Here is a 26,434-nt window from a genome sequence, read left to right as displayed (position 1 = left end):
CCGGTGCGCGACGGCCCCGGACGCGGGCGCCGCTGGAAATGCCGTCGCCGAGCGGCTTTCCGGAAAACCGGGGCGCGCGCCGGAAAACTACTTCGGGGAACCGGCCGGGCCCGCGTCGGCGTCGGCCGGATCGTCGATGATGTCGTTGTCCGGTTCGACGGCGGGGTCCACGGCCGGATCGTCGATGATCTCGCCTTCGACGCGGACGTCGCCGGCGATGACCAACGTGCCGTCCTCGTCGTAGGTGTACTCGATCGGCGGCAGTTCGTTGCCGTCCTCGTCGTAGCCCGGGGCGGGCATCGCCTCGTGGGCGGCGAGCTTCTCCGGCGTATCGGTCTTGCCCCACCGGCGGGTCTTCGGCCTGTGGACGGCCATGTGGTCGTCGCTCATGCCCTTGACCAGCGACCACATCATGACGAAGTGCATGAAGAAGAACGGCACGCCGATGAGGATCACCACCTCCTGCAGCGCCAGGATCCCCGATTCACCGGAGATGACCAGCATCGCGCCGGCGACCGCGCCGATCATGATGCCCCACAGGATGCGGTACGACGTCGGGGCCTTGTTCTCCTCGCCGGTGGACATCATGTCGGTGACCATCGCGGCGGAGTCGATGGAGGTGACGAAGAAGATCATGATGATCAGCAGCGCGAACACGCTCATCACCGTGGCCAGCGGGTACTGCTCCAGCAGGATGAACAGTGCGGGCGACGGGTCCTCGCCCGCCACCACCGGCTCGGACAGCACGCCCGGGTTCGACGCCTCCAGCTCGAAGCCGGCGCGGCCGAAGATGGAGAACCAGATGATGACGAAGACCGTCGGCAAGCCGATGACGCCGGCGATGAACTGGCGCACCGACCGTCCGCGGGAGATGCGGGCGACGAACATGCCGACGAACGGCGACCAGCAGATGGTCCACGCCCAGTAGAAGACCGTCCACGTGCCCTGCGACCACTCGGGGTTCAGGTTGTACGAGTCGGTCCAGAACATGATGCGCGGCAGCTCGCCGGCGTAGATGCCCACGGTGTCCACGACCTGCTTGAGCAGCGTCAGCGTCGGGCCCATGAGCAACACGAACACCATCAGGGCGACGGCCATCCAGATGTTGACGTTGGACAGTAGCTTGATGCCCTTGTCCAGGCCGCGCGCCACCGAAATCGACGCGACGACGATGATCGCCGCGATGAGCAGCAGCTGGATCAGCGACGTTTCCGGCAGCCCCAGCACGCGGGAGGCGCCGGAATTGATCTGCATGGCGCCCATGCCCACGGACACGGCGATGCCGAAGACGGTGCCGATGATGGCCACCGAGTCGATGAGCTTGCCGGGCCAGGCGTAGATCTTGTCGCCGAGCAGCGGCGCGAAGATCGACGACACGCGCGGCGGCAGCTTGCGCTTGTAGATGAAGTAACCCAGCGCCAGGCCGGGCAGCGCCATGATCACCCACATGTGGATGCCCAGGTGGTAGATGGTGAAGCCCATCGCCTCCTGGCGCGCCTCGATGCTCATCGGGTCGAGGCCGCGCGGCGAATTGATGGCGTGGTTCATCGGCTCGGCCACGCCCCAGAACATCAGCATCGACCCGGTGCCGCCGGCGAAGAGCATGGCGAACCACTCGGTGACGCTGTACTCGGGCTGTTCGTCGTCGTCGCCGAGGACCAGGTTGCCGTAGCGGGAGACGAACACGCCGACGAGGAACAGCAGCGCGACGGACACGCCGCCGATGAACAGCCACCCGAGGTTGGCGGTCACCCAGCCGGAAGCGGTGGAGTACGCCTCGCGGGCGGTGTCCCCCAGCGCCACGGTCGCGATGACGAACGCCAGGATGAAGCCGACCGAGGTCAAGAAGATCAGCGGGTCGGTCTTGAGCCAGCGGAATTTCGTCCGCTTCTTCCCGTCCGCCCCGACTTCCTGGATCGAGCGCGGTTTGTCCTCCCCCTTTCCGGTGTCCGCGCGTCCGTCGTCCGTGGCGGGTGCCGCACGACCGACGGGTGTTTGTTCAGCGGGAATGGAATCCTGGGGATTCATCCGGGGGCCTTCCATGGCTCGTTGACAGTGACATTTTTATCGTAACGCACGGTGAGCCGGCCTCATCGAATGGCACCATGTGGGGGCCGACGCCATCAGGGAGTTTCCGTCCCCGGTGGCCGACGGCACTCGCGCGGCCATCTCCGGCCGCGCCCCATTCGTCGAAAGGACTGGCCCGCGTGCATGGTTATCGTTTCGGGGAGCGCGCCCTCGCGGTGTATCTGTCGTCGATCACCGGCTTCATCGACGCCCTGGGCTTCCTCTACCTCGGCGGCTTCTTCCTGTCGTTCATGTCGGGCAACACCACCCGCCTGACCGCGGCCTTCGCGGAGGGCGCGTGGGAGGTCGTGGGCAAGGCCGCCGGCGTCATGGCGCTGTTCCTGGTCGGCGTCATGATCGGCGCCCTGATCAGCCGCCTCGGCCATCGCCACCTGCCACCCACGCGCCCGCGCGAGGCGGTGCTGCTGTTCATCTGCCTCACCGCCACCATCGCGTCGATCTGGGTGGTCACCGGCGAGGAGCTGCCCGCCGTGCTCAGCCTGTCCTTCACGGTCGGCGCGATGAACAGCATCTTCGAGCGCGACGGCGAAGTCTCCATTTCCCTGACGTACATGACGGGCACCCTGGTGAAGATGTCGCAGCGTTTCGTCGGCGCCTTCTTCGGCGGCTCGCACCGCGATTGGATCGGCTACTTCCTGTTGTGGGTGTCGTTGGCGGTCGGCGCGGTGTTCGGCGGTTGGTGCTTTACGACGATCGGCCTCAAGGCCGTGTGGGTCGTGACCGCGATGATCATCGGGGGCACCGCCGTGGCGCTACTCAACCGGCATCGTCGCCGGGTGGCGGGCCTGCACGTGTGACGCCAGATCTCGGGCCGCCCGCGGTCCGTCGCAAAGCACGGGCCCGGGCCCCCGAAAACACCGTTCGGCGACGTGCCGACCCGTTCTTGGGCAAAATGGTTGCCATGGACGCAACTCCGAACAACCAGGTCCCCCTGATCTTCCCCTGCAACGGCAAGACGCCCCGGATCCACCGCTCGGCGTGGATCGCCCCCGGCGCCGTCATCATCGGCGACGTGGAGATCGGCCCCGATTCGTCGGTGTTCTACGGCTCCGTGCTGCGCGGCGACATCAACTCGATCCGCGTCGGCGCGCGCACGAACATCCAGGACAACTCCACCGTGCACGTCGACGCAGACGCGGAGACCGTGCTGGGCGATGACGTCACCGTCGGTCACATGGCGCTGATCCACGGCACCACCGTGGGCAACGGCACGCTGGTGGGCATGAAGTCGGCGCTGTTGTCGCATTCGAAGGTCGGTGAGGGATCGCTCATCGCCGCCGGCGCCGTCGTGCTGGAAGGCCAGGAGATCCCGCCGCGATCGCTGGCCGCGGGCGTGCCCGCGAAGGTCCGCCGCGAGCTCGACGACGCCGCCGTGGAGGGGTTCATCCACCACGCCGCGAAGTACATCGAGACGTCCCACCTGCACGACGGCATTTCGCCGGTGCCGCTGTCGGACGTCCTGTTCGACTAGGGGCCGTGCCCCGGCGGGTCGCGTATGCCCCGGCAGGTTGCGAGCGCCGTGGCCCGGGGCTTTGGCTTTGCGACGGACCGGCCGCCCCTCCCCTACACGTGGAGCGCGGTGAAGGGCGCGAACGGCAGCAGCCGGACGACGGTCCAGATCACCAGCACGGCGATGGTGACGTGCGGCAACCATCTCCAGCTGGTCCAGTTCGGCAGGCGGGCGCCCATGGTGCGGGCCATCCACACCACCCATGCCCACGCGAGCAGAACCACCGCGACCAGCGCGATGGCGTTGTAGCGGATGGCGCCCGTCAGATCGAAATGGGTGAGCGAGTAGAGCATCCGCGCCGTGCCGCAGCCCGGGCACGTGATTCCGAGCAGGGCCTTCGTCGGGCACACCGGCGTCGGGCCGCCGGGGGTCGTCGGGTCGGCGACGGCCAGCGCGGCGCACCCGCACACCGCGCCGGCGGCCACGAGGAGCGGGCCCGCCGGCGACGTGGCGAACCACGTTCCGGCGCGGTCGCTCACGCTCACGGCGCCACCGGGCGCATGATCGTGAGCGTGATCGTGGGCGTCGGAGCAGACGTGCCCATGGGCCTGGCGATGTTCTGGGCCCTGCCCGCGGGCGTCGCGTTCCACCATCGGATCAGTAGGTGTTGAACGTGGCGTCGTAGCTGCCTGTGGCGAACATGATGATGTTGGCGATCAACCCGAGTACGGCGAGCACCGCCGCGACGATCATCCACAGCTTCGCCTTCTCGGAGGCCGCCTGGGCGCCCTGATAGTCGCCCATGTTCCACAGGGAGTCGACCTTGTTGCCGAAGACGATGGCGGCGATGCCGGCGGGCAGCCCCAACAGGCAGCAGAAGAGGAAGCCGCCGATGGTCGCGATGATCGACGGGACCATGAAGTTCTGCGGCTTGCCGCCGGAGGGCGCGGACTGGGAACCGTAGGCGCCGTAACCGCCCTGGCCGTAACCGCCCTGGCCATAGCCGCCTTGGCCATAGCCCTCCTGGTATCCGCCCTGCGCACCGGACTGGTAACCGCCGGCGCCATAGCCTTCCTGGTAGCCGCCCTGGCCGTACCCCTCGGAGCCACCCGCCCCGGGGCCCGGCCGGTACCCGCCCTGGCCGTACCCCTCCGAACCGCCACCCGCGGGACCTGCTTGGTAGCCGCCGTCGCCGTAGCCCTCGGAGCCGGCGCCAGTGGGACCGGCTTGGTAACCGCCGTCGCCGTAGCCCTCCTGGCCGCTGCCGCGGTAGCTCTCGCCGTAGCCGCCCTGCCCGTCGCCGGGCTCCTTCGGGTCATTCGGGGAGTTGTCGTTCGGATTGGTCATGGAGTTTCCCTTTCACGAGAGCCGACCACGTCGGGCTTCGGCGGAGCCGCCATCGTGTGATTGGCGCTGCGGAAGATTTTACGCGGGAAATCGACTCGGCACAGCGATGCCCGGGTCGGCGGCGCCGGCATTCGGCTGCTCCGTCCCTGCGCCGCTCGACGGATCAGCCGATCGCCGTTTCGTACGCCTCGACGGCCCCGGCGCACGCATCGGACGTGGCGCCATGTTCGGTGACCAGCACGTACTGCATGCCGTCGTCCGCCATCTCGCCGGCCAGGCACTGCGAAAACGCGGTCACCAGCGTGTCCTCGACCACCCACAGCGATTCCGGCGCATCGGGCGCGCTCGTGTCCCGGGCCGGCTTCGGCTCGGACTCGGCGGCGATGACGTCGTACTGCAGCGCCGGGTCGTTCATCAGCAGCGCCAGCCGCCCGGTCCCCGGATCCTCGAAATCGCACCAGTCGGCGGCAGTGTCGTGGTTGGTCAGCTCGTACCCCACCGCCGTCATGCGCGCCATGACCTCGTCGGAGCACATGTCCACCACGGGTCCGCCCGTGGTCGGCAGGTCCGGGCGCGGCGCGGCGGAGGCTTCGGGCACGGCACCGCTTTCCGACGCCGCCGTCCCCGCATCATCGGCGCACGCGACCAGTCCACCGCCGAGCCCGGCCACCGCGATCACGGCGGCCGCCAGCGGAATCTTGCACCCCACGGTCCGCCGACCGCGCCTCAACGACCCCACGCCGCGCACCTACACCTCGGCGCCGGCGTCGGCCATCTCGCGCAGCGCCGCGGCTCCCCGATCCGCGTCGACCGCGGCGATCTGGTTGACGTGCACCGTGACCTCGAAGCCCTCGCGCAGCGCATCGAGGACCGTCGCCCGCACGCAGTGGTCGGTGGCCACGCCGACGACCTCCAGGTGCGTCACCTCGGCTGCACGGAGGGCGTCGGCAAGCGACACCCCGGCCTCGGTCTTGCCCTCGAAGCCCGAATACGCCGCCTCGAACTCGCCCTTGGTGACGTCGATGCGCACGGCCTGCGGATTGGTCAGGGCGAAGTAGTCCAGGGCGCGGACCATCTCGGGGTGGATCTCCGAGCCCGGTTCGCCGGCGGCGCAATGGCGCGGCCAGCTGTCCACGTAGTCCGGCTCGTCGGACCAATGCGAACCCGGGTCGATGTGGTTGTCGCGGGTGGTCACCAGCACGGAGTACTTGCCCGCACGGCCCGCGAGATGCATGTGGGTGGCGCGGTAGGCGGCGACCGCGCCGTCCACAGCCAGCGACCCGCCCTCGGAGAAATCGTTCTGCGCGTCGACGACCACGAACGCGGTGGTCGGACGCTCCTCCGGGTCCTCCACCACCTCTTCTTCATTGGCGGTCTGCACCGAACGGTAGGTGTCGGCGAAGGACGGCCGGCGCGACGTCATCTGCGAAGGATCGGCCGGGATCTGCAGCGGATCACCCTGCGGGTCGGGCCGCGAACCGGGCGTCGGGCCCGGCTGCAGGTCGAGGCGCTCGGGCTGGTTTTCCTGCTCGTTCATGGTTCCCGATCATGCCATGCCCGGCGGATCGCCCACCGCCCCCATCACCCCATCGGCCACTTCGCGGGCCCGGTCCCCACTATCGGCCCTTCGGCTCAGTCTTTGGCTCCAGCTTGGACTTCAGCTAGGACTTCGGCTTGGACTTGCGGAAATACAGGCGCTTGCGCACCCGGGCGACCACGTCGCCTTCCTCGTCGACGATGTCGCATTCGAACCAGCGCAGGTGCTTGTCACCGCCGGCGACCTCGGCGCGGATGTCCTCGATGACCTCGGCGGGCATCTCGATGACCGCCCGCACCGTCCCGCGCCCGGGCTTGAGAAACTCGATGGACGCCTCGGTGTCCCACACCCGGTAGCCGGGGCCGAGCTGGTGCAGCGCGAGGATCATGAAGAACGGGTCGGTCATCGACTGCATGGTGCCGCCGAAGACCGTGCCCACGGCGTTGGTGAACCACGGGCGCAGGCGGTGCTTGACGACGAGCCGCGTGCCATCGTCGTCGGCCTCCTCGATGCGCACGCCGGCGCCGAGGTACGGGGGCCACATCCACATGAAGCGCTTCAACTGCGCCGGGGTCCATCGCATGTGAATCGACGTTACCGGCGTGCCGAGCGCCACGGGCGGGTTTCACGGTCGAATGCCGCCGCCGCGCATAGAATGCCGTTCATGAACCAATGCACGAGCACCGGCCGTTCCGAGTCCCGGGCGACCCTCCGATGAGCGGCGGCCTCGCGGCGCTGCTCGACGACGTCGCGGCGCTGGCCCGCGCCGCCGCCGCATCCGTCGACGACATCGCCGCGGCCACCGGCAAGGCCGGGGCCAAGGCCGCCGGCGTCGTCATCGACGACGCCGCGGTGACCCCGCAGTACGTCACCGGCATCGAGCCGAAGCGCGAGCTGCCGATGATCTGGCGCATCGCGAAGGGATCGCTGGTCAACAAGCTGGTGATCATCCTGCCGATCGCCCTGCTGCTGTCCCAGTTCCTGCCGTGGCTGCTCACGCCGATCCTCATGCTCGGCGGCTCCTACCTGTGCTTCGAGGGCATGGAGAAGGTGTGGGAGAAGATCTCGCACAAGCTCGACAAGGAAACTCCGGAAGAACGCGCCGCCCGCGAGGCCGCCGCCCTCGACCGTGAGCCGAAGGACGAGGACGCGCTGGTGAAGTCGGCGATCTTCACCGACCTCATCCTGTCCGCGGAGATCATGGTCATCTCCCTCAACGAGGTCGCCGACGAGGCCTTCGTCCGCCGCGCGGTGATCCTCATCGTCGTGGCGCTGGCGATCACGGTGCTGGTCTACGGCGTCGTCGGCCTGCTGGTGAAGATGGACGACATCGGCCTGGCCATGGCCAAGCGCAGCGACGGCTTCGCCGGGAAGTTCGGCGAGGGCCTGGTCAAGGCGATGCCGGTGGTGCTGACGATCATCGGCGTCATCGGCACGTTCGCGATGCTGTGGGTCGGCGGCCACATCATCCTCGTCGGCGTCGACGAGCTCGGCTGGCATGCGCCGTACCAGTTCGTCCACCACCTGGAGACCCTGGTTCCCGCGGGCTTCCTGGCCTGGGTCGTCAACACGATCTGCTCGCTGATCCTGGGCGCGATCTGGGGCGCGATCCTCGTCGCCATCATGCATTTCCTGCCCTTCGGCCACGGCAAGGGCCACGGCTCGGATCATGGGAAGGGACACGACGAGACTCACGGTACGGGGCACGCCGAGGACGAGCGTGGGCACGGGCACGATGGCGCGGTCGCCGGCCGCACCACCCACGCCTCGGAGGAACACACGTCGCGCATCCGCGCGTCGGCCGGTTCCGCCACCCCGGGCGGCATGCTCGCCGACCGCGACGCGAGGAAGAAGGGCACCACGGCCCACTAGGCCCGCGGCACTCCCCGTTCCCGAGAACGACCACGGCCCCGACGGTGATCACCACCGTCGGGGCCGTCGCCGTTCCAGTCGAGGCCGCGTTACTTGAATTCGCCGTCGACGTACATCCAGCGCTTGGACCGCAGCATGAACGTCGACCGCTCCCACAGCTGCCCCGGCCCATCCGCATCGCGGTAACGGGCGCGGAACTCGACGATCCCCTCGCGGTCGCCTTCCGCGCCGTCGACCACGTCGACGATGTCCAGGCCCAGCCACTCGACGTCCGGTTCGAAAGTGATGGCATCCGGGCGGCGGCGCGGGTGCCACGTCATCCACAGGAAATCCGCCTCGTGGGCCGCGTACGCGCTGTAGCGGGCCGCCATCAGCTCCACCGCGGTCTCGGGCAGGCGCTCCCGCCGGTGCAGCGGGGCGCAGCAATCCCCGTACCGCGGTGCCTCCCCGTCGCTCCGACGGGCAGCGCCGCCGCACGGGCACGGTCGGCCGTCGTCAAGCCGAACCCGCGTGAACAACGGTCCCGCACTCATGTCGCATCTCCCATCCCCGGTCTCCCCGGCCCCGAACACTGCCGGACAGGTTAGCCCATCACAGGAACAGCAGCAGGCTCACGGCCATGACCGCCATGCCCAGGATCAGGCCGTAAATCGCCGTGTGGTGGCGGCCGGTCGACTCCGCCGCCGGCAGCAGCTCGTCGAGCGAGATGAACACCATCACGCCCGCAACCATGGCGAAGGCGACGCCCATGGTCACCGGGCCCAGGAACGGCATGAGCACCAGGAAACCGATCAGCGCGCCGGCCGGCTCCGCCAAACCCGAGAGGAACGACCACTTCAGCGCCTTGGCGCGGCTTCCCGTGGCCTGCTGGATGGGCACCGCGACCGCGATGCCCTCCGGCACGTTGTGGATGGCGATGGCCACCGCGACCGGGATCGCGAGCTGCGGATCCTCCATCGCGGAAATGAAGGTGGCGAACCCCTCCGGGAAATTGTGGATGGCGATGGCCAGCGCGGTCATCGTGCCCATCTTCATCATCCGGCGGCGCTGCGCCGACACTTCCGGATCGTCGATCGACCCCGGTTCATGCGGGTTGATCGGCTCCGGGACCAGCCGGTCGATGACGGTGATGAGGGCGATGCCGCCGAAGAACGCGGCGATCGCGGCCCAGCTTCCGCCCACGGTGCCCCACGCTTCGGAGAGTTCCGCGATGCCCTTCGGCAGGATCTCCATGAAGGACACGTAGAGCATCACGCCCGCCGAAAAGCCCAGAGCCCCGGCCATGAACCGGGGGCCGGGATTGGACCGGCCGACGGAGATCAATCCGCCGATGCCGGTCGACAGGCCCGCGGCCAGAGTCATGCCGAAGGCGAACCACAGGTTTTCCACTTCGGGTCAGTCGCCTCCTCGCGAACCGTCATCGGGCGAACCTTTCGCCACCGACTTCCAATAAGAAGATAGCGCGTCACCCGGATCAGGGCCGCCCGGCCTGCGGCGGGCGGGGGCGGCCCCGGCGATCAGTCACGCGACTTGGCCACTCCCCCGAGCTCGTACACGCGGAAAGCCACGCCATTGCGCTCGCCGATCAGGGCGCCGGCCTCCGCCAGCATCGGCGGGATGAAGTCGGCTGGCTTCGGGTGATCCGGCAGGTCGGCGAGGTACTCGCGGTGGCACTCCAGGGAGGCGACGGATGCGGCGACGTCCTCGTCGTCGACGGCGACGACGTGGGTCGGATCGCCCACCTGGCCGACGAGGAACACGTCCGGCTCCCACGGCTCCAGGCCCTCTTCTTCGGCCAACTCGCGGAAGACCCACCGGTTGCCGGCGTCACGGGCGGCGTCGATGGCGGCGCGGCCCGCCGCGCGGTGATCGGCCTGGTTGAGCCCGTGGGGCGCCTCGAATTCGAAGGTCAGCGTGACCACGGCGTCGGGCCGGAACTGACGGATGCGGCGCGCGATGTCGCGGCGCAGATCGAGCCCCTCGACGAGGTGGCCGTCGGGGTGGTCGAGGATGACGAGGTCATCGACGCCCACGCACTCGCACGCGGCGCGCTGCTCCTCGGCCCGCAGGGGACCGACCTCGGCGGGATCGCGCTTCATGCCCGCCTCGCCGGCGGTGAGCAGGAGGTACGACACCTCCACTCCCGCCCGCGTCCAGGCGTTCACCGCCGCCGAAATGCCGTATTCGGTGTCATCGGGGTGCGCGACCACGCACAGCACCCGCTCCCAACTGCGGCAGTCGAGGGCATTGATCCGGTTCTCGTTCGAGGTCATGTCACCGACCCTATTCGTTTCAGCGCACGCCGGGGCGGGCCTGACCTTCGGCGAAGCCGGCGGCGGACTGGACGCCAACGACGGCGCGCTCGCGGAACGACGGGATGTCGGCGGCGCCGGCGTAGGTGAACGAGGATCGCACGCCGGAGACGATGCCGTCGACGAGGTCTTCGACTCCCCCGCGATCGGGCTCGAGGCGGATGCGCGCCGAGGAGATGCCCTCCTCGAACATCGCCCGGCGCGCCTTCTCGAAGGCACCGGTGCCGGCGTTGCGCGATTCGACGGCGCGGTGCGAGGCCATGCCGAAGGACTCCTTGTACATCTCACCGTCCGCATTGATCTTGAGATCGCCCGGCGATTCGTGGGTGCCGGCGAACCACGAGCCGACCATCACGTTCGAGGCGCCGGCGGCCAGCGCCAGAGCGACGTCGCGGGGATGGCGGACCCCACCGTCGGCCCACACGTGGGCACCGAGTTCGCGGGCGGCCGCGGCGCATTCCAGGACGGCGGAGAACTGCGGGCGGCCGACGCCGGTCTGCATGCGGGTGGTGCACATGGCGCCGGGGCCGACGCCGACCTTGATGATGTCCGCACCCGCCGCCACCAGATCGCGCACGCCGTCGGCGGTGACGACGTTGCCCGCCACCACCGGCACACCCGGATCCAGCGCGCGGACGCGCTCGAGGGCCCGGATCATCGAGTCCTGGTGGCCGTGGGCGGTGTCGACGACCAGGGTGTCGGCGCCGGCGTCGAGCAGCGCCCGCGCCCGGCCCTCGACGTCGCCGTTGATGCCCAGCGCCGCGCCCACCCGCAGGCGCCCGTCGGCGTCGACGGCCGGGCGGTACAGCGTGGCTCGCAGGGCTCCGCGGCGGGTGACGATGCCCGCGAGCTTGCCCTCGTCGTCGACCACGGGCGCGAGCTTGCGGCTGGCGGCGACGAGGCGGTCGAAGGCCTCCTCCGGATCCACCGACGACGGCAGGGTAAGCAGGGTGCCGCTCATCAGCGTTCCCACCTGTGCGAAGTTGTCGGATCCGCGCAGGTCCTTTTCCGTGATCAGCCCGATGGGCACGTCCCCGTCGACGACGACCGCGGCACCGTGGGCGCGCTTGGGCAGCAGGTTGCGGGCGTAGCCTACGGTGTGGTGCGGCTTGACGGTGATCGGCGTCTCGAACACCAGGTCCGCCGCCTTGACCTTGCGGATCGTCTCGGCGGCGATGTCGGCCGGCACGTCCTGCGGCAGGATCGCCATGCCTCCGCGGCGGGCGATGGTTTCCGCCATTCGGCGGCCGGACACGGCGGTCATGTTGGCCACGACCAGCGGAATCGTGGTTCCCGTGCCATCGGAGGTGGACAGGTCCACGGACATCCGGGAACCCACCGACGACCGCGACGGGACCATGAACACGTCGTCGTAGGTGAGCTCGTACGGGGGCTTCGCGTCATCGAGGAATCGCATGGCCGCCAGGGTAACCGCGGGCGCGGATCGGGCACCGGTTGCAGCCTCGCGGCCATGACACCGAAGCGCACGCCACACCCCACCTATGCCTGATTGGCGGGCGGCGTGGAATGGAGCACCGGCGATCAACGTGGGTGGCTCACAACAGCGGAACGAACCGATACGCCCCATGGGCCGTGATGGTGATGTCCTCGACACCGGCGCCGGTGCCGTCGTCGGCCCCGTCGTCATCGGCGCCGCGCGCCCTGCGCACGCGATACATCTCGCCGTCGGCGGGTGCGACCATGATGCCGCCGGGGGCGAGTTGGGCGATCAGGCCGTCGGGAAGCGAATCGGCCATCGCCGACACGAGGATCCGGTCGAAGGGCGCCAGACCCGGCAGACCGAGCACCCCGGGTTCGGCCGGATGGATCTCGGCCCAGGGCACGTCGAAGGCCTCGAGGTTGGCGCGGCCGCGCTCGAAGAGCTCGGGCACCAACTCGACGCCGTGGACCTCCCCGGCCGGGCCGACGAGTTCGGCCAGGATCGCCGTCGACCATCCGGACCCGGATCCGACGTCGAGGACGCGGGCACCGGTGGGGACGTCGAGGAGCTCCATCATGTCGGCCACCGTCGACGGCTGCGAATTCGTCTGGCCGAACCCGATGGGCAACGCCGAGTTCAACCCCGCGTGGCGTTTGACGTCGCCCGGCAGGAATCCTTCGCGCCGGACTCGGCGCATCACCGCTTCGATGTGCTCGCGCGCCGCCACGGTCCTCGCCCCTCTCCGGGTGGGCCGCCGGACGACGGCCCGAGTTGCGCCCAGCCTACGCAGCGCGCCGTCGCTCCACCGCGCCATCGGCGCCATCGGCGCCGGACGCAGACGCGGACGCGGACGCCCCATCTTTCCGGTTCGGATGTGAGCCACGCGACACCTGAAGTAAAGTCGCCCTCTATCCACGGAGTTCACCCCCGTTAACCGGACGGGTGTGTCCACCGACCACGGTGGCGGGAAAGGCGAAGGAGGACGCATGACTGCGCGAGCCGAGACGAATGCGGGGCGAACCGTCGCCAAGCGAGCCGATGCCAAGCGGGCCGACGCCGCCGTGCGGAAGCCGCGAACGCCGGCGCGCACCGGGCTCGTCTTCGCCACCGTTGCCGCGCTGCTGCTCAGCGCCGGCTGGGCGGCCAATCACTTCGCCTCGGTGCTCGTCGTGCTGCGCGACCAGCAGAACTACTCCCCCGTCCTGGTCAACGGAGCCTTCGGCATCTACGCGCTGGGACTGGTGCCCTTCCTGCTGCTCGGCGGGATGATCGCCGACCGCGTCGGCGCGCGCCCGGTGGTGCTCGTCGGCGGCCTCGTTGCGGCCCTGGGCAACCTCAGCCTGCTGCTGTGGCACGGGGCGGCGGGCCTGATGATCGGCCGTTTCATCGTCGGCCTCGGCGTCGGTCTGGCAGTCAGCGCCGGCACCGCGTGGGCCGGGCGGTTGCGCGGCGCGAGCGGCGTGACCATGGCCGGAATCGTGCTGACCTCCGGTTTCGCCACCGGCCCCATCGCCTCGGGGCTGCTGGCCCATTTTCTGCCGGACTCCGCCACGATCGCCGTTCCGTTCATCGTCTCGGTGGCCTTGTCGCTGGTGGCGGTGGCCGCGTCCGCGATCGTCGGAGACGCCCGCCACGAACCGGTGCAGCTGGACCCGCCCTCCGGACGTGACCCGGCCGACGATGCTCCCGGTGGAAGTCACTCGGCAACGGCGGACGACGGGGACGCGGCCGTCGCAAAGCAACCCGAAACCGAACCCGAGCTCCGCCCCGCGCACCCGCACGGGATGGGCGTTGCGCTGGCCACCTCCCTGCCCATGACACTGTGGGTCTTCGCGTGCGTGACCACCGCATTCCTCGTTCTGGCGGGTCGCGTCAGCGCGCACTTCAGCTCCGGGGTGCTGCTGCCGGGCCTCGCCGCTGTATTCGCGTTCGGATCGGCCCTGACTGCGCAGGCGCTGGGCCGCAAGTTCGGGTTCGGCCCCAAGTCGGGCATCGCCGGAGCCCTGTTCGCTGCGGCGGGCATGACGCTGGCGGGCCTCGGCGCGGAGGCGCCGCCGGTGTGGCTGTTCCTGGTCGCGTCGATGCTGCTGGGCACCGCGTACGGGCTGTGCCTGCGCGAGGGGCTGCTGGACATCGAGACGTTCTCGCCGCCGAAGCACCGGGGCACGGCCATCGGCATCTTCTACGTGTTCACCTACCTGGGCTTCGGGCTGCCCGTGCTGCTGGAATGGCTGCTGCCCATCGCCGGCCCGTCGGTGCCGCTGTTCGTCCTGGCCGTCGTCGCCGTCGGTTCGGCGACGGTGCGCGCCCTGCAGCTGCGCGCCGGCATCTTCGCGGGACGCTGACGCAGCTGACTCCAGGGCTTTTCGCTTGACGACGGCCACTCGCCCGCCCACCCGGCCGGGCATCGGCATTACCCTGGGCATCGACGGGAGGTGACGGCGATGTTGGTGGCGTCCATTCTCATCGCGATCGGCGTGCTGGCCATCGTGGCAGCGGTCGTGTGGCTGGCCCTGCGCACCCGGCGTGCGGCGGGGAGCTTCCGCACCACCGCCGTGGTCACGGGTTCGATGGGGCGGCCCCGCGATGATCTGCGGGCGATGGTGCTCAAGGTCGTCGACCGGGACGGCACCGAGCGCATCGTGACCGACACCTTCTACAGCAACTTCGCGGCCGGCAACGTCGGCCAGGTCGTCGACGTCGAGATCGGGCGGCCGGGCCCCGGCGGCGAGCCCGGCGAGGTGCGCGTGCCCCGCCAGGCGAATCCGACGTTCCTGCTCAACGCCCTGCTGGTCTCCGTGGGCGTCGCGTTCCTGCTGGCCGGCATGTTCGTGCTGATGCAGGCGACGGGTTAGAGCCGCCCGGGGGCGCGGTAAGGTTCTCGGGCCCAGCGCACCACGATTTTCGAAGACCACGAACACGACGAACACGACCACGACGACGAGGACGGCACAGTGAAGCTCACCATCATCGGCGGTTCGAAGGGCACCGGCGCGGAGCTGGCGACGGTGGCCATGGACGCCGACCACGATGTCACGGTCGTCTCCCGCAGCGGCACCGGCCCGGCCGGGGCGACGATCGTCACCGCCGACGCGTCCGCCCCCGCCGATTCCGGGACGCTGCGCGATGCCCTCGCCGGAGCCGACGCCGTCGTGGTCACCGTCGGCGGCGCGAAGGGCGTGAAGAACGCGCGCGCGACCATCACCCGTTCGGTGATTTCCGCGATGGCCGCCGCCGGCGTGCGCCGCCTGGTCGTCCAGTCCTCCCTCGGCGCCGGCGATTCCGGCTCCCAGATGCCCGCCCCGCTGCGCGTGCTGATGTCCGCCCTGCTGGCCAAGCCCCTGGCCGACCACGACGAGCAGGAGGCCGCCGTGTTCGCCTCCGACCTCGACTGGACCGTCGTGCGCCCCACCGGCCTGAAGGACAAGCCCGCCACCGGAACGTGGCGGGCCCTCGAGGTCTCCGACGAGGGCACCCTCGGTGGCTCCATCCCCCGCGCCGACCTCGCCGCCTGCATCCTCGACGTGCTCGGCGATGACGAGACGGTCGGCAAGGCCCTGGGCGTGTCCAGCTAGCTGCGCCCCCAGGCGGCACGGCTATTTCGGCCGCAGCTGCAGCAGCCGACCACCGGCACCGTCTTCGAGGACCCACAGCGAACCATCCGGGGCCTCGTCGATGGCGCGGATGCGTTCGCCCATGTCCCACTCTTCGGCCACCGTTGCACGGTCCCCGTCGAGGTCCACGCGGACGATCTTCTGCCCGGACAACCCGCCGAGCAAGGCGGATCCGCGCCAGCCGTCGAAAAGCGAGCCGCGGTAGATCATCAGATTGCCCGGGGACATCGCGGGCACCCAGTGGGCGGACGGCGCCGTGAAGCCATCCCCGTCGGAATGGTCGGGGATGTCGTCGCCTCCGTAATGGACGCCCATGGACGCCTCCGGCCAGCCGTAGTTCGCGCCGGCCTCGATGCGGTTGAGCTCGTCGCCGCCCTGCGGGCCCATTTCCGACGACCAGATCGCGCCGTCGGCGTCTTCCGCAATGCCGAGAGGATTGCGGTGGCCGATGCTCCACAGTTCCGCGGACTTGTCGTCCCCCTCCGTTTCGCCGGCGGGCCGGTCATCGCCCTCCCCCGCCCACGGATTGCCCGGCGCGGGTTCGCCGTCGAGGGTGAGCCGGACGATGGCGCCGAGATTGTTCGACGTGTCCTGCGCCGGCGTGAACTCCTGGCGATCGCCGGTCGTGATGAAGAGATGGTCGCCCTGCACGAGCATGCGCAGCGCGAAATGACCGCTGCCTTCTGCGGGCGTCTGCTCCCAGATGACGTCGAGGCCGCTCAGTTGCCCGCCGCCGACGTCGAGCGTGCCCCGCCCCACGACGCCCTGTGCGCCATCCGGATGATCGCGCACCCAGCTGAGGTAGACGGTGCCGTCGTCGGCGAAAGTCGGTCCCGGGATTACGTCGTGCAGGCCGCCCTGCCCGGCATGACGGACTTCAGGTGCTCCCTCGACGTCGATGACCCCGCCGGTGGCCTGATCGCGGAGCTTCAATCCGCCGCCGCGTTCGGCGACGAGAAGATGCTCCCCGCCGGGCAGGAAAGCCATCGACCATCCCTCATCGAAGGTCCCGTGTTCGGTGACCGCAAAGCCTTCGTCGAGCTGGCCGGATTCCCCCGCGTCGGCCGTCCCACCGGCCGCCCCCGCGGAATCGGCGCCCTCGACGGGCCGGTCCCCGCCGGAACCACCGGCGCCTGACGTGTCGTCCGATGGCGCGGAGCACCCCGCCACGAGCAGCGAGGCGGCGGCGGTGAGGGCGAGAAGTCGTCGCATGGCCGAAGTCTACGGTCGTCGAATCCTTGGCCTGCTGTCCTCGCGCTGCCCCTACCCGATTCGCCCCGTCGTCGAGGCGAACCCAAGCCACGTGTGGCGGTTGTTCCACCAGCACCAACCGACCTTCGGCGCGTTCTTCCGCTGCGCGCCATCGCGGCCGGTGCCGTTGGAGATCCACAGCGCCGGCGTGCGCGAATCGAAGGTCGCGTTCTTGCCGGGCTTGGGCTTGCGCGACGCGATGGTCATGAAGCACGTGTTCCGGCCGAGCGCTTCCGGCGCCTGCAGCACCCAGTGGATGCCCTCGGCCAACGTCATCGGTTCCCGGCCCACCGCGGCCATGTCCTCGAGCGCCTCGGCCGGCGACGCATTGCGCAGCTCGTCGCCGCGCCCCGGGTCGGCCACCGCGTAGACGACCGACTCCGGCATCGTCACCGCCGTCGGCGCGAACGCGTCGACGTCGACCATGTCCTCGACGATGAACCCGGGCAGGTCCTCCCCGCCCGCCGGATCCGGCAGCCGCAACAGCGGAGCCAGCGCCGACGCCGGCAGCACGGCCTCCGACACCACCAGCAGAGATCCGGCCGGAACCGTGTCTTCCAGGCCGGCCACGGCGTCGAAAAGCTCCTTTTCCGTCAGCCGACCGACGGCCGCAGCCAACGCTCCGACGTCGACCAACCGCCGCGCCTGCTGCTCCAACGAGCCCAAATCCGGCACGGCGCCGCCACCTTCCGCTTCGTTCACGTGCTCCCCTTCATTCGGCGCCGGATGCGCCCAGCGCACCCGACTGATGGACACCATCCAACGCCACTCCGCACGGAAATGTTCCCCACGTACCATGTCCGCATGGGAAAACGGCTCGCAGAGGAGCGCCACCGCCAGCTGCGGACGACGGGGCGCGTCGACGTCCCGCAATCCGTGGGCCACTCCCTGCTGCTGATCGTCTTCGCCATCGTGTTCATCGTCATCGGCGCGGCGATGTTGTACGCGACCATCGAGGCCTCCGACGAGTGGGCCGAGGCGTTCACGGGGCTCGAGGTGTGGATCGGCCTGTTGTCGCTGCTCTTCGGCGCCGTCGGCTTCGTCGGCGTGCTCATTCAAATGCGGTGGCGTGCGGCGCTGACGTTGACCTGGGACGGCCTTGCCGAACAGCGGATGAAGAAGGGCGAGCGCGTCACCGTTTCAATGACCGCCTGGCGGGACATCACGGGTTTTTCCGGCATGTACCTGGGCGGGCGCTGGCCGTTCAAGGGCCAGTACACGGTGTTCATGCATCTGGTCCCCGGCGCGTACGCCGCGTACCGGGCCGGCTTGTCCCCGACGATGCGCCGGTTGGACTCGGCCAACGCGTCGATGTTCGGGCACGGGCGGATTGCTTTGCGACGATTCTCCGGCGGCCCGAAAGCCCTGCACGAACTATTGGACCGGGCCCACCGCGATTTCGGCGCCCCTCCGGGGCCGGGCCACCACTGGGCCTGAGCCCCTTCCCGGGCCGCCGCCCCTGTGCTTCACTGGCGGCATGAAGTTTCTGCGCCGATACCGTTCCACCGGAGCCGACCCCCTGTTCGGCGATCCGCGGCGCGCCCATCATGGCGTCGCCATGGAGGGGTACTTCTGGCGGATCACCGACCCGGAGACCGGCCGCGTGGTCATCGCCCTGTGCGGCGCGAACAAGGGGCCTGACGGCACGTGGTCGACGATCGGACTGGCGTCGTGGCCCAACGGATTCGTGCGCACCGAGGCCCTCGACGGTTCCTGGACCGACCCGGACGGCCTCGGGGTTCGGGGCGGATTTTCCGAAGCGGGTGACGGACGCCCCGCCTTCGAGGGCAACGACCGTGAACTCCACGTCGATCTCGGCGAGGACGCCCGGCTCGACGTGACCTTCCATGAACTGGCCCCGTGGCCGCACAAGATCGCCGGCGGTTCGAGCGTCTTCCAGACCATCCCGGCGCTCAACCAATACTGGCACCCGTGGCTGCCGGGCGGCCGCGCGTCGGGCACCGCGACCATCGACGGCGGGACCTGGGAGTTCGACGGCGCGCAGGTCTACTCGGAGAAGAACTGGGGCCGCGAGGGCTTCCCGGTTTCCTGGTGGTGGGGTCAGGCGCAGGGCTTCGACGAGCCCGGCGCGTCGCTGGCGTTCGCCGGTGGGCTGGTCACCTCGGGGCCGATGAAGGTCGAGGTGACCGCGCTGGTGGTCATGCTTCCCGACGGCCGCGTCATCCGCCTCGGCGATCCCGTCGTCAGTCCCGTGACCACGACCACCGCCGACGAGGAGTGGAGGCTGTCGGGCCGGGGCTTCGGCTGGCGCATCGAGGTCGAGGCGTCCGCTCCCCTGGACCAGGCATTCGTCCTGCCGGTACCGTTGCCCAGCGAGCACCGCAACACCCCCGGCGACCTCGAGCATCTCGTGGGCGATTTGGAGGTCACGGTGTCGCGGTTCGGCAAGCACGTCTGGACGGGCACGACGTCCCTGGCCGCACTCGAGCACGGTGGCCTTGACCGCGCCCGCGCCGAGCTCCGCCGCCGCGGACTGGACGACACCCTGACCCACGCCCCGCCGTCCATGCCAATCGACCCCGACAATCATGGGAGCATCCGATGACCAAGCGAATCCTCCACGTCGCCACCAACGTCGACCGTTACGAGACCGACCCCGACGTCCCCACCGGACTGTGGCTGTCCGAACTCACCCACGCGTGGGACGTCTTCGAGCAGCACGGTTTCGAGCAGACCCTGGTCAGCCCGGCCGGCGGGTTCGTCCCCCTCGAGCCCAAGTCGCTGAAGTTCCCGTTCTACGACTCCTCCGCGAAGGCGTGGCACGGGGACCCGGCGCGCATGGCGCTGTTCGGCGACACCGCGAGCCCCGATGACCTCGACTCCGCCGATTTCGACGCGATCTACTTCACCGGCGGCCACGGCACCATGTTCGATTTCCAGTCCAGCGAGGGCCTGCAGCGGCTGACCCGGGAAATTTTCGAGCGCGGCGGCGTCGTCGGCGCCGTGTGCCACGGCTACTGCGGGCTGTTGGACGTGACGCTGTCCGATGGCGCCCGCCTCGTCGACGGTCGCGCGCTGACCGGCTTTTCCTGGCGGGAAGAGGTGGCGGCGGGCGTCGCAAAGCTGGTCCCCTACGACGTCGAGGCCGAGATGAAGGCGCGCGGAGCCGATTACGGGAAGAACCCGATTCCCTTCGGCCCGCACGTGGTCGCCGACGGCACCCTGATCACGGGGCAGAACCCGACGTCGGCGACGAAGACCGCCGAAAAGATCGTCGAGGCGCTGGGCGCCTGACGCCGTCGGCGGTCGGATCTATGCCCTCGCCGATGACGTGGTGGGGGCCATGGCCCGCATTCCCGCCCGCACCCGAGCACCCGCCCCCGACCCACGAGGATCACCATGGCCGACCACCTCCCGGGCAGGGGCGGCCCGTCCCCGGCGACCGCCTCCCGGACCCCCGATGACCTGTGGCGAGAGCTGCGCGCCAACGGCACCGTTATGCTCGAGCCGAAGCGATTTGAGCTGCGCTCGATCGCGGCGGGGATCGCGGGCGTCGCGCTGCTGATTTCGCTGGCCGGCGTGATCCTCGTGCTCGCGGGTGCCGCGGAGGTGGGGCTCGCGGCGTTCGGGGTCACCGGCTTCGGCCTCCTCATCGCGGGCACGCTGGCCCGCATCAGCCTCTTCTCCCGCGAATCGCAATGGGTGGTAGACCGCCGCGGCCTCACCATCGGCGGCGTCGGTCCGATCTCGTGGACCGACGTCGCGCCGACGACATCGCGGATGGAACAGTCGCTTTACGACGAAGGCCGCTCCCTCACCCTGGTCCTCCCCCTCACCGGGCACGGCAGCCGACGGGCCGCGCTGCTGCCGCCGCACGCGCAAAAAGTGCTTGATCCCGGACGCAGCCGGGCGTTGCTCGGCGGCGAACGGCCGATGTCGGCGATCCGGATCCCGAACATGAAGGGAACTCCGCGAGAGGACGTCGCCAGGTTCCTCGACGGTGCGATGGATCTCGCGCGCCGGGGCTTCCTCTGAGCCGGAGTCCGGCGCCGGCGATCGCCACCGGGCAGTGCGCCGGGCCGTCGTGAAGCGTGGCCCTACAGCTTCTTCACCACGCTCGACTTCAGGTACATCTGCCCCGCCCCGGGGACCTTCGCGTCGATGTCGTGGCCGTCGACGGGATCCTCGAGCAGGCGGATGTTGGTCACCTTCGTGCCGATCTTGATCGCGCCGCCGCCCTTGACCTTGAGTGACTTCACCACGGAGACGTCGTCGCCGTCGGACAGCACGTTGCCCACGGCGTCCTTGACCACCGACGCGGACGCGGCGTCGGCCTCCGCTGATTCGGCTTCGCCGGGCACCCACTCATGGCCGCACATCGGGCAGATGACCGACGAACCGGACTCGTAGGTGTACTCGCTGGCGCACTCGGGGCACGGCGGGATCTGGTCGGTGGCTGGCTCGGTCATGTCATTGCTCCAATTGTCGGATGAGAGGTGGGGGAAGAGTCGGATGAGAGATGGAATCTGATCGGCTTCATCGGGCGGAAGGCGATGGTCGTCGGCCGGCGACGCGCCCCTAGAACAGTTCGGTCTTTTCCCTGGACATGAACGCGCCCACGCCGGACGCGGTGTCCCAGCAGGTCAATCCCGTCTGCTCGGACAAGCACACGAAGTCGCCGTGGGACACCGCCTCGCCGTAGCCGACGACCTGCGGGGACAGGGTGTCGCCGGCGCCGAAAGCTCCGGTGCTCCACGGCGGGACGTCGCTGCTCGCGAACATGGAAGCATTGCCGTCGGTGATGCTCACGCTGTCGATCGGGCCGCCGGTGCGGGCCTCCCCGTAGGGCATATTGTCGTTGTAGCTGGCGATCCCGCACCGCAGCCCCGCCGACGAGATGCCGCAGCTGATGTTCCCCGACGGCGTCGTGAACACGGCGACGCCCCCGGACTGCGGCTTGACGGTCTGCACGGGCGACGGATCCGACGGGATGTCGGCCCTGCCCTCCGAGCCGCTCGACCGGGCGGGCTCGTCCCGTTCGTCGGAGTCGCCCTGCGTATCCGGCTCATCATCGAACGTCGGATTCGGTCGGTCCTCGGCTCCCCCGTCGCCGGACCCGCCGTCGCCCCCGTTCGCGCCGGCCGGCTGAGCGGTATTCTCCGCGGCCGTTCCCCCGTCCCCGGCGCTTGCATCGTTGCCGCCATCGGCGCCGTCCGCGCATCCCGCCAGCAGAGCGGCCGCCGCGACCGCGACCGCGGCGCCCCGGAACCGTGAACGCAGATTTCCCATGCTCATGCCCCACAACATACCCGCCGACTTTTCGTGCCGAACGCAATCGACGTCGCTGCTACCGTCGGCGCCATGAGACGACGCACCTTCGCCACGGCACTGGTTTCCACGGGACTCGTGGCGGTGACGGCGCTTGCGGGATGCGGCGGGCCGTCGGAAAGCGATGCGCCGACCGGCACCACGCAGTCCGTGCTTGACGACGCCGACGCCACCGAACACAGCTCGTCAGCCGCAAGCGACCAGGAGTTCCCGGACGTCCTCGACGCCGAGCTGACCCGCAGCGGCGACGAGCTCCGGATCGCGGTGACCATCTCCTCGCCGTACGACACCCCGGAGCGCTACGCCGACGGGTGGCGCGTGATGACCGCCGACGGCGAGGTGCTCGCCGAACACGACCTCGCCCACGACCACGCCGATGAGCAGCCGCTCACCCGTTCGCGCGGGCCGTTCGCGATCCCTGACGGCGTCGACGAGGTGGTGGTCGAAGGCCGCGACCAGGCCAACGGGTACGGCGGCGACACCGTCACGGTCGCGGTGCCGGAGTAGGGTGCCGGCCGACGTCACTGAATCGCGAGCGCGTCCACGTCGGCGTAGGAGATGACGGACGGGGCCAATCCACCGCCCGCGACGTTTGCGGCAACATCGACCGCGGTCTGGAGCGCGGCCCGGTACAACAGCGAACCGGTGGACACCCTCCGCACGCCGACGCCCGCAAGGGCCGGCACCGAGTGGCGGGCCGACGCCAGCGCGTTGACCGGCCGGGGGATCTCCCGGCACAACACCTCGAGGTCCTCCAGGTCGAGGTTGCCGGGAATGAAAATGCCGTCCGCGCCGGCGTCGACGTAAGCATGCGCTCGACGCAACGTTTCGGCGACGTCGGCCTTTTCGCCCAGCCAGTAGGTGTCGACCCGCGCATTGACGAAGAGGGCGGGGCAGCGTTCCTTCACCGCCGTGATTTTCTCCGCATGGCGCGCAGGATCCGACAACGAGCCGCCGGTTCCGTCCTCCAGATTGATTCCGTCGCTCCGCAAGGTTGCGACGAAGTCCGCCACCTCCGCCGGATCCGGGGAAAAGCCATCCTCGACGTCGATGGTCACGGGACACGGCAGCGTGCGCAACATCCGCGCGAGGGCCGACGTCGCGTCCCGCGCCAGACCGCTCGCGTCCGGCGCCCCCATCGCCGCCGCCACCCCGAGACTCGTGGTGCCGACTGCCTGGAAACCCGCCTGGGCGAACAGCATCGCCGACGCATGATCCCAGGCGTTGGGCAACACCAGGGGCTCATCCAGATGGTGGAGATCATGGAACCGCGAAGTCGTGGACATGCCCCGATGGTGCCAGGTATCGACCGGTGCAACCCGAGAAATTTTCTGGGGGACGGGAGCGCGAGACCCACCACCCTCGAAACCGCTGCATACTGGAGACGACAGCTCGAACCAGTGACCTGAATGGTCGGACGGTCGAATCCGAACGCGACCGGAGTTCAGGTGCGGTTCGCGTTCGAGAGGAGAGCCATGCCCGAGAGAATCCGGTTGCACCCGCACGAGAGCGAACTGATCCAGCGCTGGCACGGTGCCCACATCCGTGCCGCGGAGGAATCGGAGGAGTTCCGCAGGGGTTGGCGCGCCGCCAACATCACGCCGCAGGCGGACGAGGCTCGGCGATTGCTGGACACCCTGCGACGGACGAGGGACCTTTCGGCGTTCCAATCGGAGTCTAACCGCTGGTCCCGGAGCTTTCCCTCCGGATTCTCCGGAGTCGCGGGACAGATGATCATCAACCAAATCGCCAAAATCGCCCCCGACCACGAAGCTGCCATCACCGTATTGCTCGATGCGCTCGAGACTCCCACGGACATCGATGACGCCGCCGAGAAGATCAAGGGCCTCGCCGACTACCTCGATTCCATCAAGGTCGGGTCGCACCCGAGCCCGGCGCGCGCGCCTTTCGTCGCGTCGTATTTTTGGGGTCTCCAGGGGCCCGACACGTGGCCCGTCGCGTGGCCGAACTCGACGAACTACGTGGACTACTGCACGGGTATATCTGCTTACGCAGATCAGGGAGACCGGTACCGCGAGCTGCACCGATTCGCCACGGAGTTGGACGGAGACATCGTCCGCTTCGAAGAAGTCGCCGCATGGTGGGCAGACAACGACTCCGCGCTCATCGATGATTCCCTCTGCGACCGCGCCGCATGGCGCGTGAACGAGTTGCGCGAGGGCGCGGATCCGGAGCAGTTCCGCAACAACGCCCAGGCATTGGTGAACGTCGCAGCCCGCCTGGGGGCCGTGCTCGAGTTGGCGATCTCCGAAGCGGCGGGACGGACGCTCAAAGCGAAGAAGCCCTCTGTCATGTGGCAGGAGCTTCGGCCCCGCGGCGATATGTGGGTGGACTGGCGCGTTCCCGGCACTTATGGACTGTCCGTCCGCGCGTGGCTGAATGCGCATGGGATTGCCATTGGTCTGCGGCCGTTTCCGCATGCCGACGCCGGTGCCACGGAGGAGGCCGCCGGAATCATCGAGGCGTCCCCTCTGGGCGGATACGAAATCATCGCCGGTGGTCGATCGAAGATCGGCGTCGACCGGGGTTTCGTCGGTGGAGGCAGCGGCGAGGTGCTCTACGGAAAATGGTTCGACCGCAGTGAAATCCCGTCGCTGGACTTCGCCGCCGAAATGGTCCGGACCGCGCGCGACGTCGCCCCGCTGATGGCACAGCTCAATGGCGACGTCGAGGAGTCCGCCGACGACGACGATCTCGCGGCTCTCGTCTCCGAATTCACGTCCTCGGGATACCCGACGGAAGACGACGAACAGCACCGCGCCGACCGGCGGGATTTCGCGAAGACCCTTGACCCCATGGAATTGGAGGTGACGGACACTGCGGAATTGCGCAGAATCTGGAACTCGCGACGATTTGGCTCCACCGGCCCCATGTCCGTCCTGAACACGAGCCTCCGCGATGCCGACGACGCGGAGTACGAACGCATCCTCCGCACGATTTCGTACCTCTGTTGGGACGACGGGGAACCGGTGGCCACGAGAATCGATCGGGTTCGCGGCGACAAGAAGCTCAGGGTCAAGGGCCTCGGGGAATCGGTCATCATGAAGTTGCTGGCGATCTGCCATCCCGAACGATTCATCACGGTGTACCCCTACAACGGCCCCAAGGGGAAGTTGAAAATGCTCCGCGAACTGGGGATCGAGCCTCCGGCCGCGTCGTCTCGGGGTGAGCTGCAAGTCGCGTCCAACGATGTGCTGCGCGATCGACTGGATCGGCATTTCCCGGGCGACGCCTGGGGAATCGGTTCCTTCCTCTACTGGCTCATCGAGCGCGATGACGAGGTGGAGGCGGAATCCGAAACCGATCCGCTCGACGATCTCGCCGAAGAGCTTCTCGTCGACAGGGAGTTCATCGACGACATCGTCGCGCTTCTGAAGGACAAAGGTCAGGTCGTGTTTTACGGCCCGCCCGGCACGGGCAAGACGTTCTTCGCCCGAAAGCTGGCCGCGGCGCTCGTCCCGGACGTGGAACGCCGGCCGATCGTGCAATTTCATCCCTCGACGTCGTACGAGGACTTCTTCGAGGGATACCGCCCGGAAACCGACGTCGAAGGCGCGATGACGTATCAGCTGAAGCGGGGCCCTCTCGCAGACCTCGCCGCTCGCGCGGCGGAATCCTCGAGGGCCCGTCACATCATGATCATCGACGAGATCAATCGGGCGAATCTGCCGAAGGTCCTCGGCGAACTTCTGTTCCTCCTCGAATACCGGGACACCCCGGTCCGCACGTTGTACCGGCCCGACGATCCATTCGTGCTGCCCAAGAACGTCTGGTTCATCGGCACGATGAACACGGCGGATCGATCCATCGCGTTGGTCGACGCCGCATTGCGCCGTCGCTTCCACTTCGTCCCCTTCTTCCCCAATCACGGAAAGATGTCCGGGCTCCTGGAGAAATGGTTGGAACGCAACGACGAGCCCGCATGGGTGGGTGAACTCGTCGCACAGGTCAACGACGAACTCGAAATCGAACTCGGCGGACCGCACCTGCAGCTGGGTGCGAGCCATTTCATGAAACGCGGATTGAACAAGGACACGATGCGGCGCATCTGGGAGTACAACATCGCGCCGTTCATCGAAGATCAGTTCTTCGGGGATCCGGAACTCATCGACCGATTCGGTTTTGACCGGGTCTGGGCCCGATTCGAGAACGTCGCAGAAGAATCGATTGCGGAGGATTCCGCAACACCCGTTACGGAAGGCTGACGACGAT

General features: G+C 68.9%; 28 protein-coding genes. 12 read left to right on the top strand and 16 right to left on the bottom strand.

The genetic code is table 11. The annotated features are described in order from the left end of the window. Nucleotides 1–87: 87 nt before the first annotated feature. Nucleotides 88–2,028: a BCCT family transporter gene (locus tag CX1_RS01455; RefSeq protein ID WP_082719046.1), complete on the bottom strand. Its 1,941-nt coding sequence runs from the start codon at nucleotides 2,026–2,028 to the stop codon at nucleotides 88–90. A gap of 179 nt (nucleotides 2,029–2,207) precedes the next feature. Between CX1_RS01455 and CX1_RS01450 the strand changes: the two genes are divergently transcribed. Together CX1_RS01450 and CX1_RS01445 are read left to right on the top strand one after the other, a co-directional pair. Then, on the top strand, nucleotides 2,208–2,885 hold the full coding sequence (locus tag CX1_RS01450; protein WP_046649723.1) for a YoaK family protein: 678 nt from the start codon (nucleotides 2,208–2,210) through the stop codon (nucleotides 2,883–2,885). 104 nt (nucleotides 2,886–2,989) lie between these two features. Then, the gene (locus CX1_RS01445; protein ID WP_046649724.1) at nucleotides 2,990–3,559 is read left to right on the top strand and encodes a gamma carbonic anhydrase family protein; all 570 of its coding nucleotides are present in this window, start codon (nucleotides 2,990–2,992) and stop codon (nucleotides 3,557–3,559) included. Between the two features lie 92 nt (nucleotides 3,560–3,651). Here CX1_RS01445 and CX1_RS01440 read toward each other — a convergent pair whose 3' ends face one another. From CX1_RS01440 to CX1_RS01420, 5 genes are all read right to left on the bottom strand, one after another. Then, nucleotides 3,652–4,077, bottom strand: coding sequence for a DUF2752 domain-containing protein (locus CX1_RS01440; RefSeq protein ID WP_046649725.1), 426 nt, complete (start codon nucleotides 4,075–4,077; stop codon nucleotides 3,652–3,654). 118 nt (nucleotides 4,078–4,195) lie between these two features. Further along, nucleotides 4,196–4,885 carry a CD225/dispanin family protein gene (locus CX1_RS01435; protein WP_060925160.1) on the bottom strand — a complete coding sequence of 230 codons (690 nt, stop codon included), beginning with the start codon at nucleotides 4,883–4,885 and terminating at the stop codon, nucleotides 4,196–4,198. A 163-nt stretch (nucleotides 4,886–5,048) separates the two neighbouring features. Further along, entirely contained in the window at nucleotides 5,049–5,594 is a 546-nt protein-coding gene (locus CX1_RS01430; protein ID WP_046649726.1) for a hypothetical protein, read from the bottom strand. A gap of 39 nt (nucleotides 5,595–5,633) precedes the next feature. Then, on the bottom strand, nucleotides 5,634–6,422 hold the full coding sequence (locus CX1_RS01425; RefSeq protein ID WP_244465407.1) for an isochorismatase family protein: 789 nt from the start codon (nucleotides 6,420–6,422) through the stop codon (nucleotides 5,634–5,636). A gap of 124 nt (nucleotides 6,423–6,546) precedes the next feature. After that, a complete protein-coding gene (locus CX1_RS01420) occupies nucleotides 6,547–7,005 on the bottom strand; it encodes a PaaI family thioesterase (RefSeq protein WP_060925159.1) in 459 nt (152 codons plus the stop codon). Nucleotides 7,006–7,136: 131 nt separating this feature from the next. Between CX1_RS01420 and CX1_RS01415 the strand changes: the two genes are divergently transcribed. Next, entirely contained in the window at nucleotides 7,137–8,294 is a 1,158-nt protein-coding gene (locus CX1_RS01415; protein ID WP_046649747.1) for a DUF808 domain-containing protein, read from the top strand. A gap of 89 nt (nucleotides 8,295–8,383) precedes the next feature. Here the strand turns inward: CX1_RS01415 and CX1_RS11910 are convergent, their stop codons facing one another. From CX1_RS11910 to CX1_RS01390, 5 genes are all read right to left on the bottom strand, one after another. After that, the gene (locus CX1_RS11910) at nucleotides 8,384–8,827 is read right to left on the bottom strand and encodes a YchJ family protein (RefSeq protein WP_082718971.1); all 444 of its coding nucleotides are present in this window, start codon (nucleotides 8,825–8,827) and stop codon (nucleotides 8,384–8,386) included. 58 nt (nucleotides 8,828–8,885) lie between these two features. Then, entirely contained in the window at nucleotides 8,886–9,683 is a 798-nt protein-coding gene (gene zupT / locus CX1_RS01405; protein ID WP_082718970.1) for a zinc transporter ZupT, read from the bottom strand. Nucleotides 9,684–9,811: 128 nt separating this feature from the next. Further along, a complete protein-coding gene (locus CX1_RS01400) occupies nucleotides 9,812–10,567 on the bottom strand; it encodes a PIG-L deacetylase family protein (RefSeq protein ID WP_060925158.1) in 756 nt (251 codons plus the stop codon). A 19-nt stretch (nucleotides 10,568–10,586) separates the two neighbouring features. Further along, the gene (locus CX1_RS01395; protein ID WP_046649727.1) at nucleotides 10,587–12,023 is read right to left on the bottom strand and encodes a GuaB1 family IMP dehydrogenase-related protein; all 1,437 of its coding nucleotides are present in this window, start codon (nucleotides 12,021–12,023) and stop codon (nucleotides 10,587–10,589) included. A 139-nt stretch (nucleotides 12,024–12,162) separates the two neighbouring features. Next, nucleotides 12,163–12,774 carry a protein-L-isoaspartate O-methyltransferase family protein gene (locus CX1_RS01390; RefSeq protein ID WP_244465409.1) on the bottom strand — a complete coding sequence of 204 codons (612 nt, stop codon included), beginning with the start codon at nucleotides 12,772–12,774 and terminating at the stop codon, nucleotides 12,163–12,165. Nucleotides 12,775–13,033: 259 nt separating this feature from the next. Between CX1_RS01390 and CX1_RS01385 the strand changes: the two genes are divergently transcribed. From CX1_RS01385 to CX1_RS01375, 3 genes are all read left to right on the top strand, one after another. Continuing rightward, nucleotides 13,034–14,392: an MFS transporter gene (locus CX1_RS01385; RefSeq protein WP_082718969.1), complete on the top strand. Its 1,359-nt coding sequence runs from the start codon at nucleotides 13,034–13,036 to the stop codon at nucleotides 14,390–14,392. A gap of 99 nt (nucleotides 14,393–14,491) precedes the next feature. Next, nucleotides 14,492–14,902, top strand: a complete 411-nt coding sequence (locus CX1_RS01380) for a hypothetical protein (RefSeq protein ID WP_046649728.1) — start codon at nucleotides 14,492–14,494, stop codon at nucleotides 14,900–14,902. Nucleotides 14,903–15,001: 99 nt separating this feature from the next. Then, nucleotides 15,002–15,622, top strand: a complete 621-nt coding sequence (locus CX1_RS01375) for an NAD(P)-dependent oxidoreductase (RefSeq protein ID WP_060925157.1) — start codon at nucleotides 15,002–15,004, stop codon at nucleotides 15,620–15,622. A gap of 21 nt (nucleotides 15,623–15,643) precedes the next feature. Here the strand turns inward: CX1_RS01375 and CX1_RS01370 are convergent, their stop codons facing one another. After that, entirely contained in the window at nucleotides 15,644–16,873 is a 1,230-nt protein-coding gene (locus tag CX1_RS01370; protein ID WP_046649729.1) for a PQQ-dependent sugar dehydrogenase, read from the bottom strand. A gap of 51 nt (nucleotides 16,874–16,924) precedes the next feature. Beyond that, on the bottom strand, nucleotides 16,925–17,614 hold the full coding sequence (locus CX1_RS01365) for a DUF5701 family protein (RefSeq protein WP_046649730.1): 690 nt from the start codon (nucleotides 17,612–17,614) through the stop codon (nucleotides 16,925–16,927). Nucleotides 17,615–17,716: 102 nt separating this feature from the next. Between CX1_RS01365 and CX1_RS01360 the strand changes: the two genes are divergently transcribed. From CX1_RS01360 to CX1_RS01345, 4 genes are all read left to right on the top strand, one after another. Further along, the gene (locus CX1_RS01360) at nucleotides 17,717–18,349 is read left to right on the top strand and encodes a hypothetical protein (RefSeq protein ID WP_046649731.1); all 633 of its coding nucleotides are present in this window, start codon (nucleotides 17,717–17,719) and stop codon (nucleotides 18,347–18,349) included. A gap of 40 nt (nucleotides 18,350–18,389) precedes the next feature. After that, nucleotides 18,390–19,478 carry a tocopherol cyclase family protein gene (locus tag CX1_RS01355; protein ID WP_060925156.1) on the top strand — a complete coding sequence of 363 codons (1,089 nt, stop codon included), beginning with the start codon at nucleotides 18,390–18,392 and terminating at the stop codon, nucleotides 19,476–19,478. Continuing rightward, the gene (locus CX1_RS01350; protein ID WP_046649732.1) at nucleotides 19,475–20,167 is read left to right on the top strand and encodes a type 1 glutamine amidotransferase domain-containing protein; all 693 of its coding nucleotides are present in this window, start codon (nucleotides 19,475–19,477) and stop codon (nucleotides 20,165–20,167) included. Before CX1_RS01355 ends, CX1_RS01350 begins: the two co-directional genes overlap by 4 nt. A gap of 204 nt (nucleotides 20,168–20,371) precedes the next feature. After that, the gene (locus CX1_RS01345; protein WP_146780767.1) at nucleotides 20,372–20,908 is read left to right on the top strand and encodes a hypothetical protein; all 537 of its coding nucleotides are present in this window, start codon (nucleotides 20,372–20,374) and stop codon (nucleotides 20,906–20,908) included. Between the two features lie 62 nt (nucleotides 20,909–20,970). On the opposite strand, the gene CX1_RS01340 is transcribed toward CX1_RS01345, so the two are convergent. Both CX1_RS01340 and CX1_RS01335 read right to left on the bottom strand, forming a co-directional pair. Continuing rightward, nucleotides 20,971–21,342 carry a zinc ribbon domain-containing protein YjdM gene (locus tag CX1_RS01340; RefSeq protein WP_046649734.1) on the bottom strand — a complete coding sequence of 124 codons (372 nt, stop codon included), beginning with the start codon at nucleotides 21,340–21,342 and terminating at the stop codon, nucleotides 20,971–20,973. Nucleotides 21,343–21,451: 109 nt separating this feature from the next. Further along, a complete protein-coding gene (locus CX1_RS01335; protein ID WP_146780769.1) occupies nucleotides 21,452–22,168 on the bottom strand; it encodes a hypothetical protein in 717 nt (238 codons plus the stop codon). Between the two features lie 66 nt (nucleotides 22,169–22,234). Between CX1_RS01335 and CX1_RS01330 the strand changes: the two genes are divergently transcribed. After that, nucleotides 22,235–22,708, top strand: coding sequence for a hypothetical protein (locus CX1_RS01330; RefSeq protein ID WP_046649736.1), 474 nt, complete (start codon nucleotides 22,235–22,237; stop codon nucleotides 22,706–22,708). Between the two features lie 14 nt (nucleotides 22,709–22,722). Here CX1_RS01330 and CX1_RS01325 read toward each other — a convergent pair whose 3' ends face one another. After that, nucleotides 22,723–23,487, bottom strand: coding sequence for an isocitrate lyase/PEP mutase family protein (locus CX1_RS01325; protein WP_060925155.1), 765 nt, complete (start codon nucleotides 23,485–23,487; stop codon nucleotides 22,723–22,725). 876 nt (nucleotides 23,488–24,363) lie between these two features. Between CX1_RS01325 and CX1_RS01320 the strand changes: the two genes are divergently transcribed. Continuing rightward, nucleotides 24,364–26,427, top strand: coding sequence for an McrB family protein (locus CX1_RS01320; protein WP_169793202.1), 2,064 nt, complete (start codon nucleotides 24,364–24,366; stop codon nucleotides 26,425–26,427). The last annotated feature ends 7 nt before the right edge of the window (nucleotides 26,428–26,434 follow it).

The organism is Corynebacterium xerosis NBRC 16721 = ATCC 373 (assembly GCF_001552415.1).
Classification (GTDB): domain Bacteria; phylum Actinomycetota; class Actinomycetes; order Mycobacteriales; family Mycobacteriaceae; genus Corynebacterium; species Corynebacterium xerosis.
The sequence above is the reverse complement of the archived record's forward strand: the minus strand, read 5'-3'. Positions and strand labels throughout refer to the sequence as shown.

Bases quoted from the DNA above. Each gene is read 5' to 3' on its own strand.
- CX1_RS01345 (WP_146780767.1), top strand. From the start codon at position 20,372: ATGCTCGAGCCGAAGCGATTTGAGCTGCGCTCGATCGCGGCGGGGATC.
- CX1_RS01355 (WP_060925156.1), top strand. From the start codon at position 18,390: ATGAAGTTTCTGCGCCGATACCGTTCCACCGGAGCCGACCCCCTGTTC.
- CX1_RS01400 (WP_060925158.1), bottom strand. From the start codon at position 10,567: ATGACCTCGAACGAGAACCGGATCAATGCCCTCGACTGCCGCAGTTGG.
- CX1_RS01435 (WP_060925160.1), bottom strand. From the start codon at position 4,885: ATGACCAATCCGAACGACAACTCCCCGAATGACCCGAAGGAGCCCGGC.
- CX1_RS01415 (WP_046649747.1), top strand. From the start codon at position 7,137: ATGAGCGGCGGCCTCGCGGCGCTGCTCGACGACGTCGCGGCGCTGGCC.
- CX1_RS01360 (WP_046649731.1), top strand. From the start codon at position 17,717: ATGGGAAAACGGCTCGCAGAGGAGCGCCACCGCCAGCTGCGGACGACG.
- CX1_RS01370 (WP_046649729.1), bottom strand. From the start codon at position 16,873: ATGCGACGACTTCTCGCCCTCACCGCCGCCGCCTCGCTGCTCGTGGCG.
- CX1_RS01395 (WP_046649727.1), bottom strand. From the start codon at position 12,023: ATGCGATTCCTCGATGACGCGAAGCCCCCGTACGAGCTCACCTACGAC.
- CX1_RS01385 (WP_082718969.1), top strand. From the start codon at position 13,034: ATGACTGCGCGAGCCGAGACGAATGCGGGGCGAACCGTCGCCAAGCGA.
- CX1_RS01425 (WP_244465407.1), bottom strand. From the start codon at position 6,422: ATGAACGAGCAGGAAAACCAGCCCGAGCGCCTCGACCTGCAGCCGGGC.
- CX1_RS01335 (WP_146780769.1), bottom strand. From the start codon at position 22,168: ATGAGCATGGGAAATCTGCGTTCACGGTTCCGGGGCGCCGCGGTCGCG.
- CX1_RS01445 (WP_046649724.1), top strand. From the start codon at position 2,990: ATGGACGCAACTCCGAACAACCAGGTCCCCCTGATCTTCCCCTGCAAC.
- CX1_RS01330 (WP_046649736.1), top strand. From the start codon at position 22,235: ATGAGACGACGCACCTTCGCCACGGCACTGGTTTCCACGGGACTCGTG.
- CX1_RS01340 (WP_046649734.1), bottom strand. From the start codon at position 21,342: ATGACCGAGCCAGCCACCGACCAGATCCCGCCGTGCCCCGAGTGCGCC.
- CX1_RS01455 (WP_082719046.1), bottom strand. From the start codon at position 2,028: ATGAATCCCCAGGATTCCATTCCCGCTGAACAAACACCCGTCGGTCGT.
- CX1_RS01325 (WP_060925155.1), bottom strand. From the start codon at position 23,487: ATGTCCACGACTTCGCGGTTCCATGATCTCCACCATCTGGATGAGCCC.
- CX1_RS01420 (WP_060925159.1), bottom strand. From the start codon at position 7,005: ATGCGATGGACCCCGGCGCAGTTGAAGCGCTTCATGTGGATGTGGCCC.
- CX1_RS01380 (WP_046649728.1), top strand. From the start codon at position 14,492: ATGTTGGTGGCGTCCATTCTCATCGCGATCGGCGTGCTGGCCATCGTG.
- CX1_RS01350 (WP_046649732.1), top strand. From the start codon at position 19,475: ATGACCAAGCGAATCCTCCACGTCGCCACCAACGTCGACCGTTACGAG.
- CX1_RS11910 (WP_082718971.1), bottom strand. From the start codon at position 8,827: ATGAGTGCGGGACCGTTGTTCACGCGGGTTCGGCTTGACGACGGCCGA.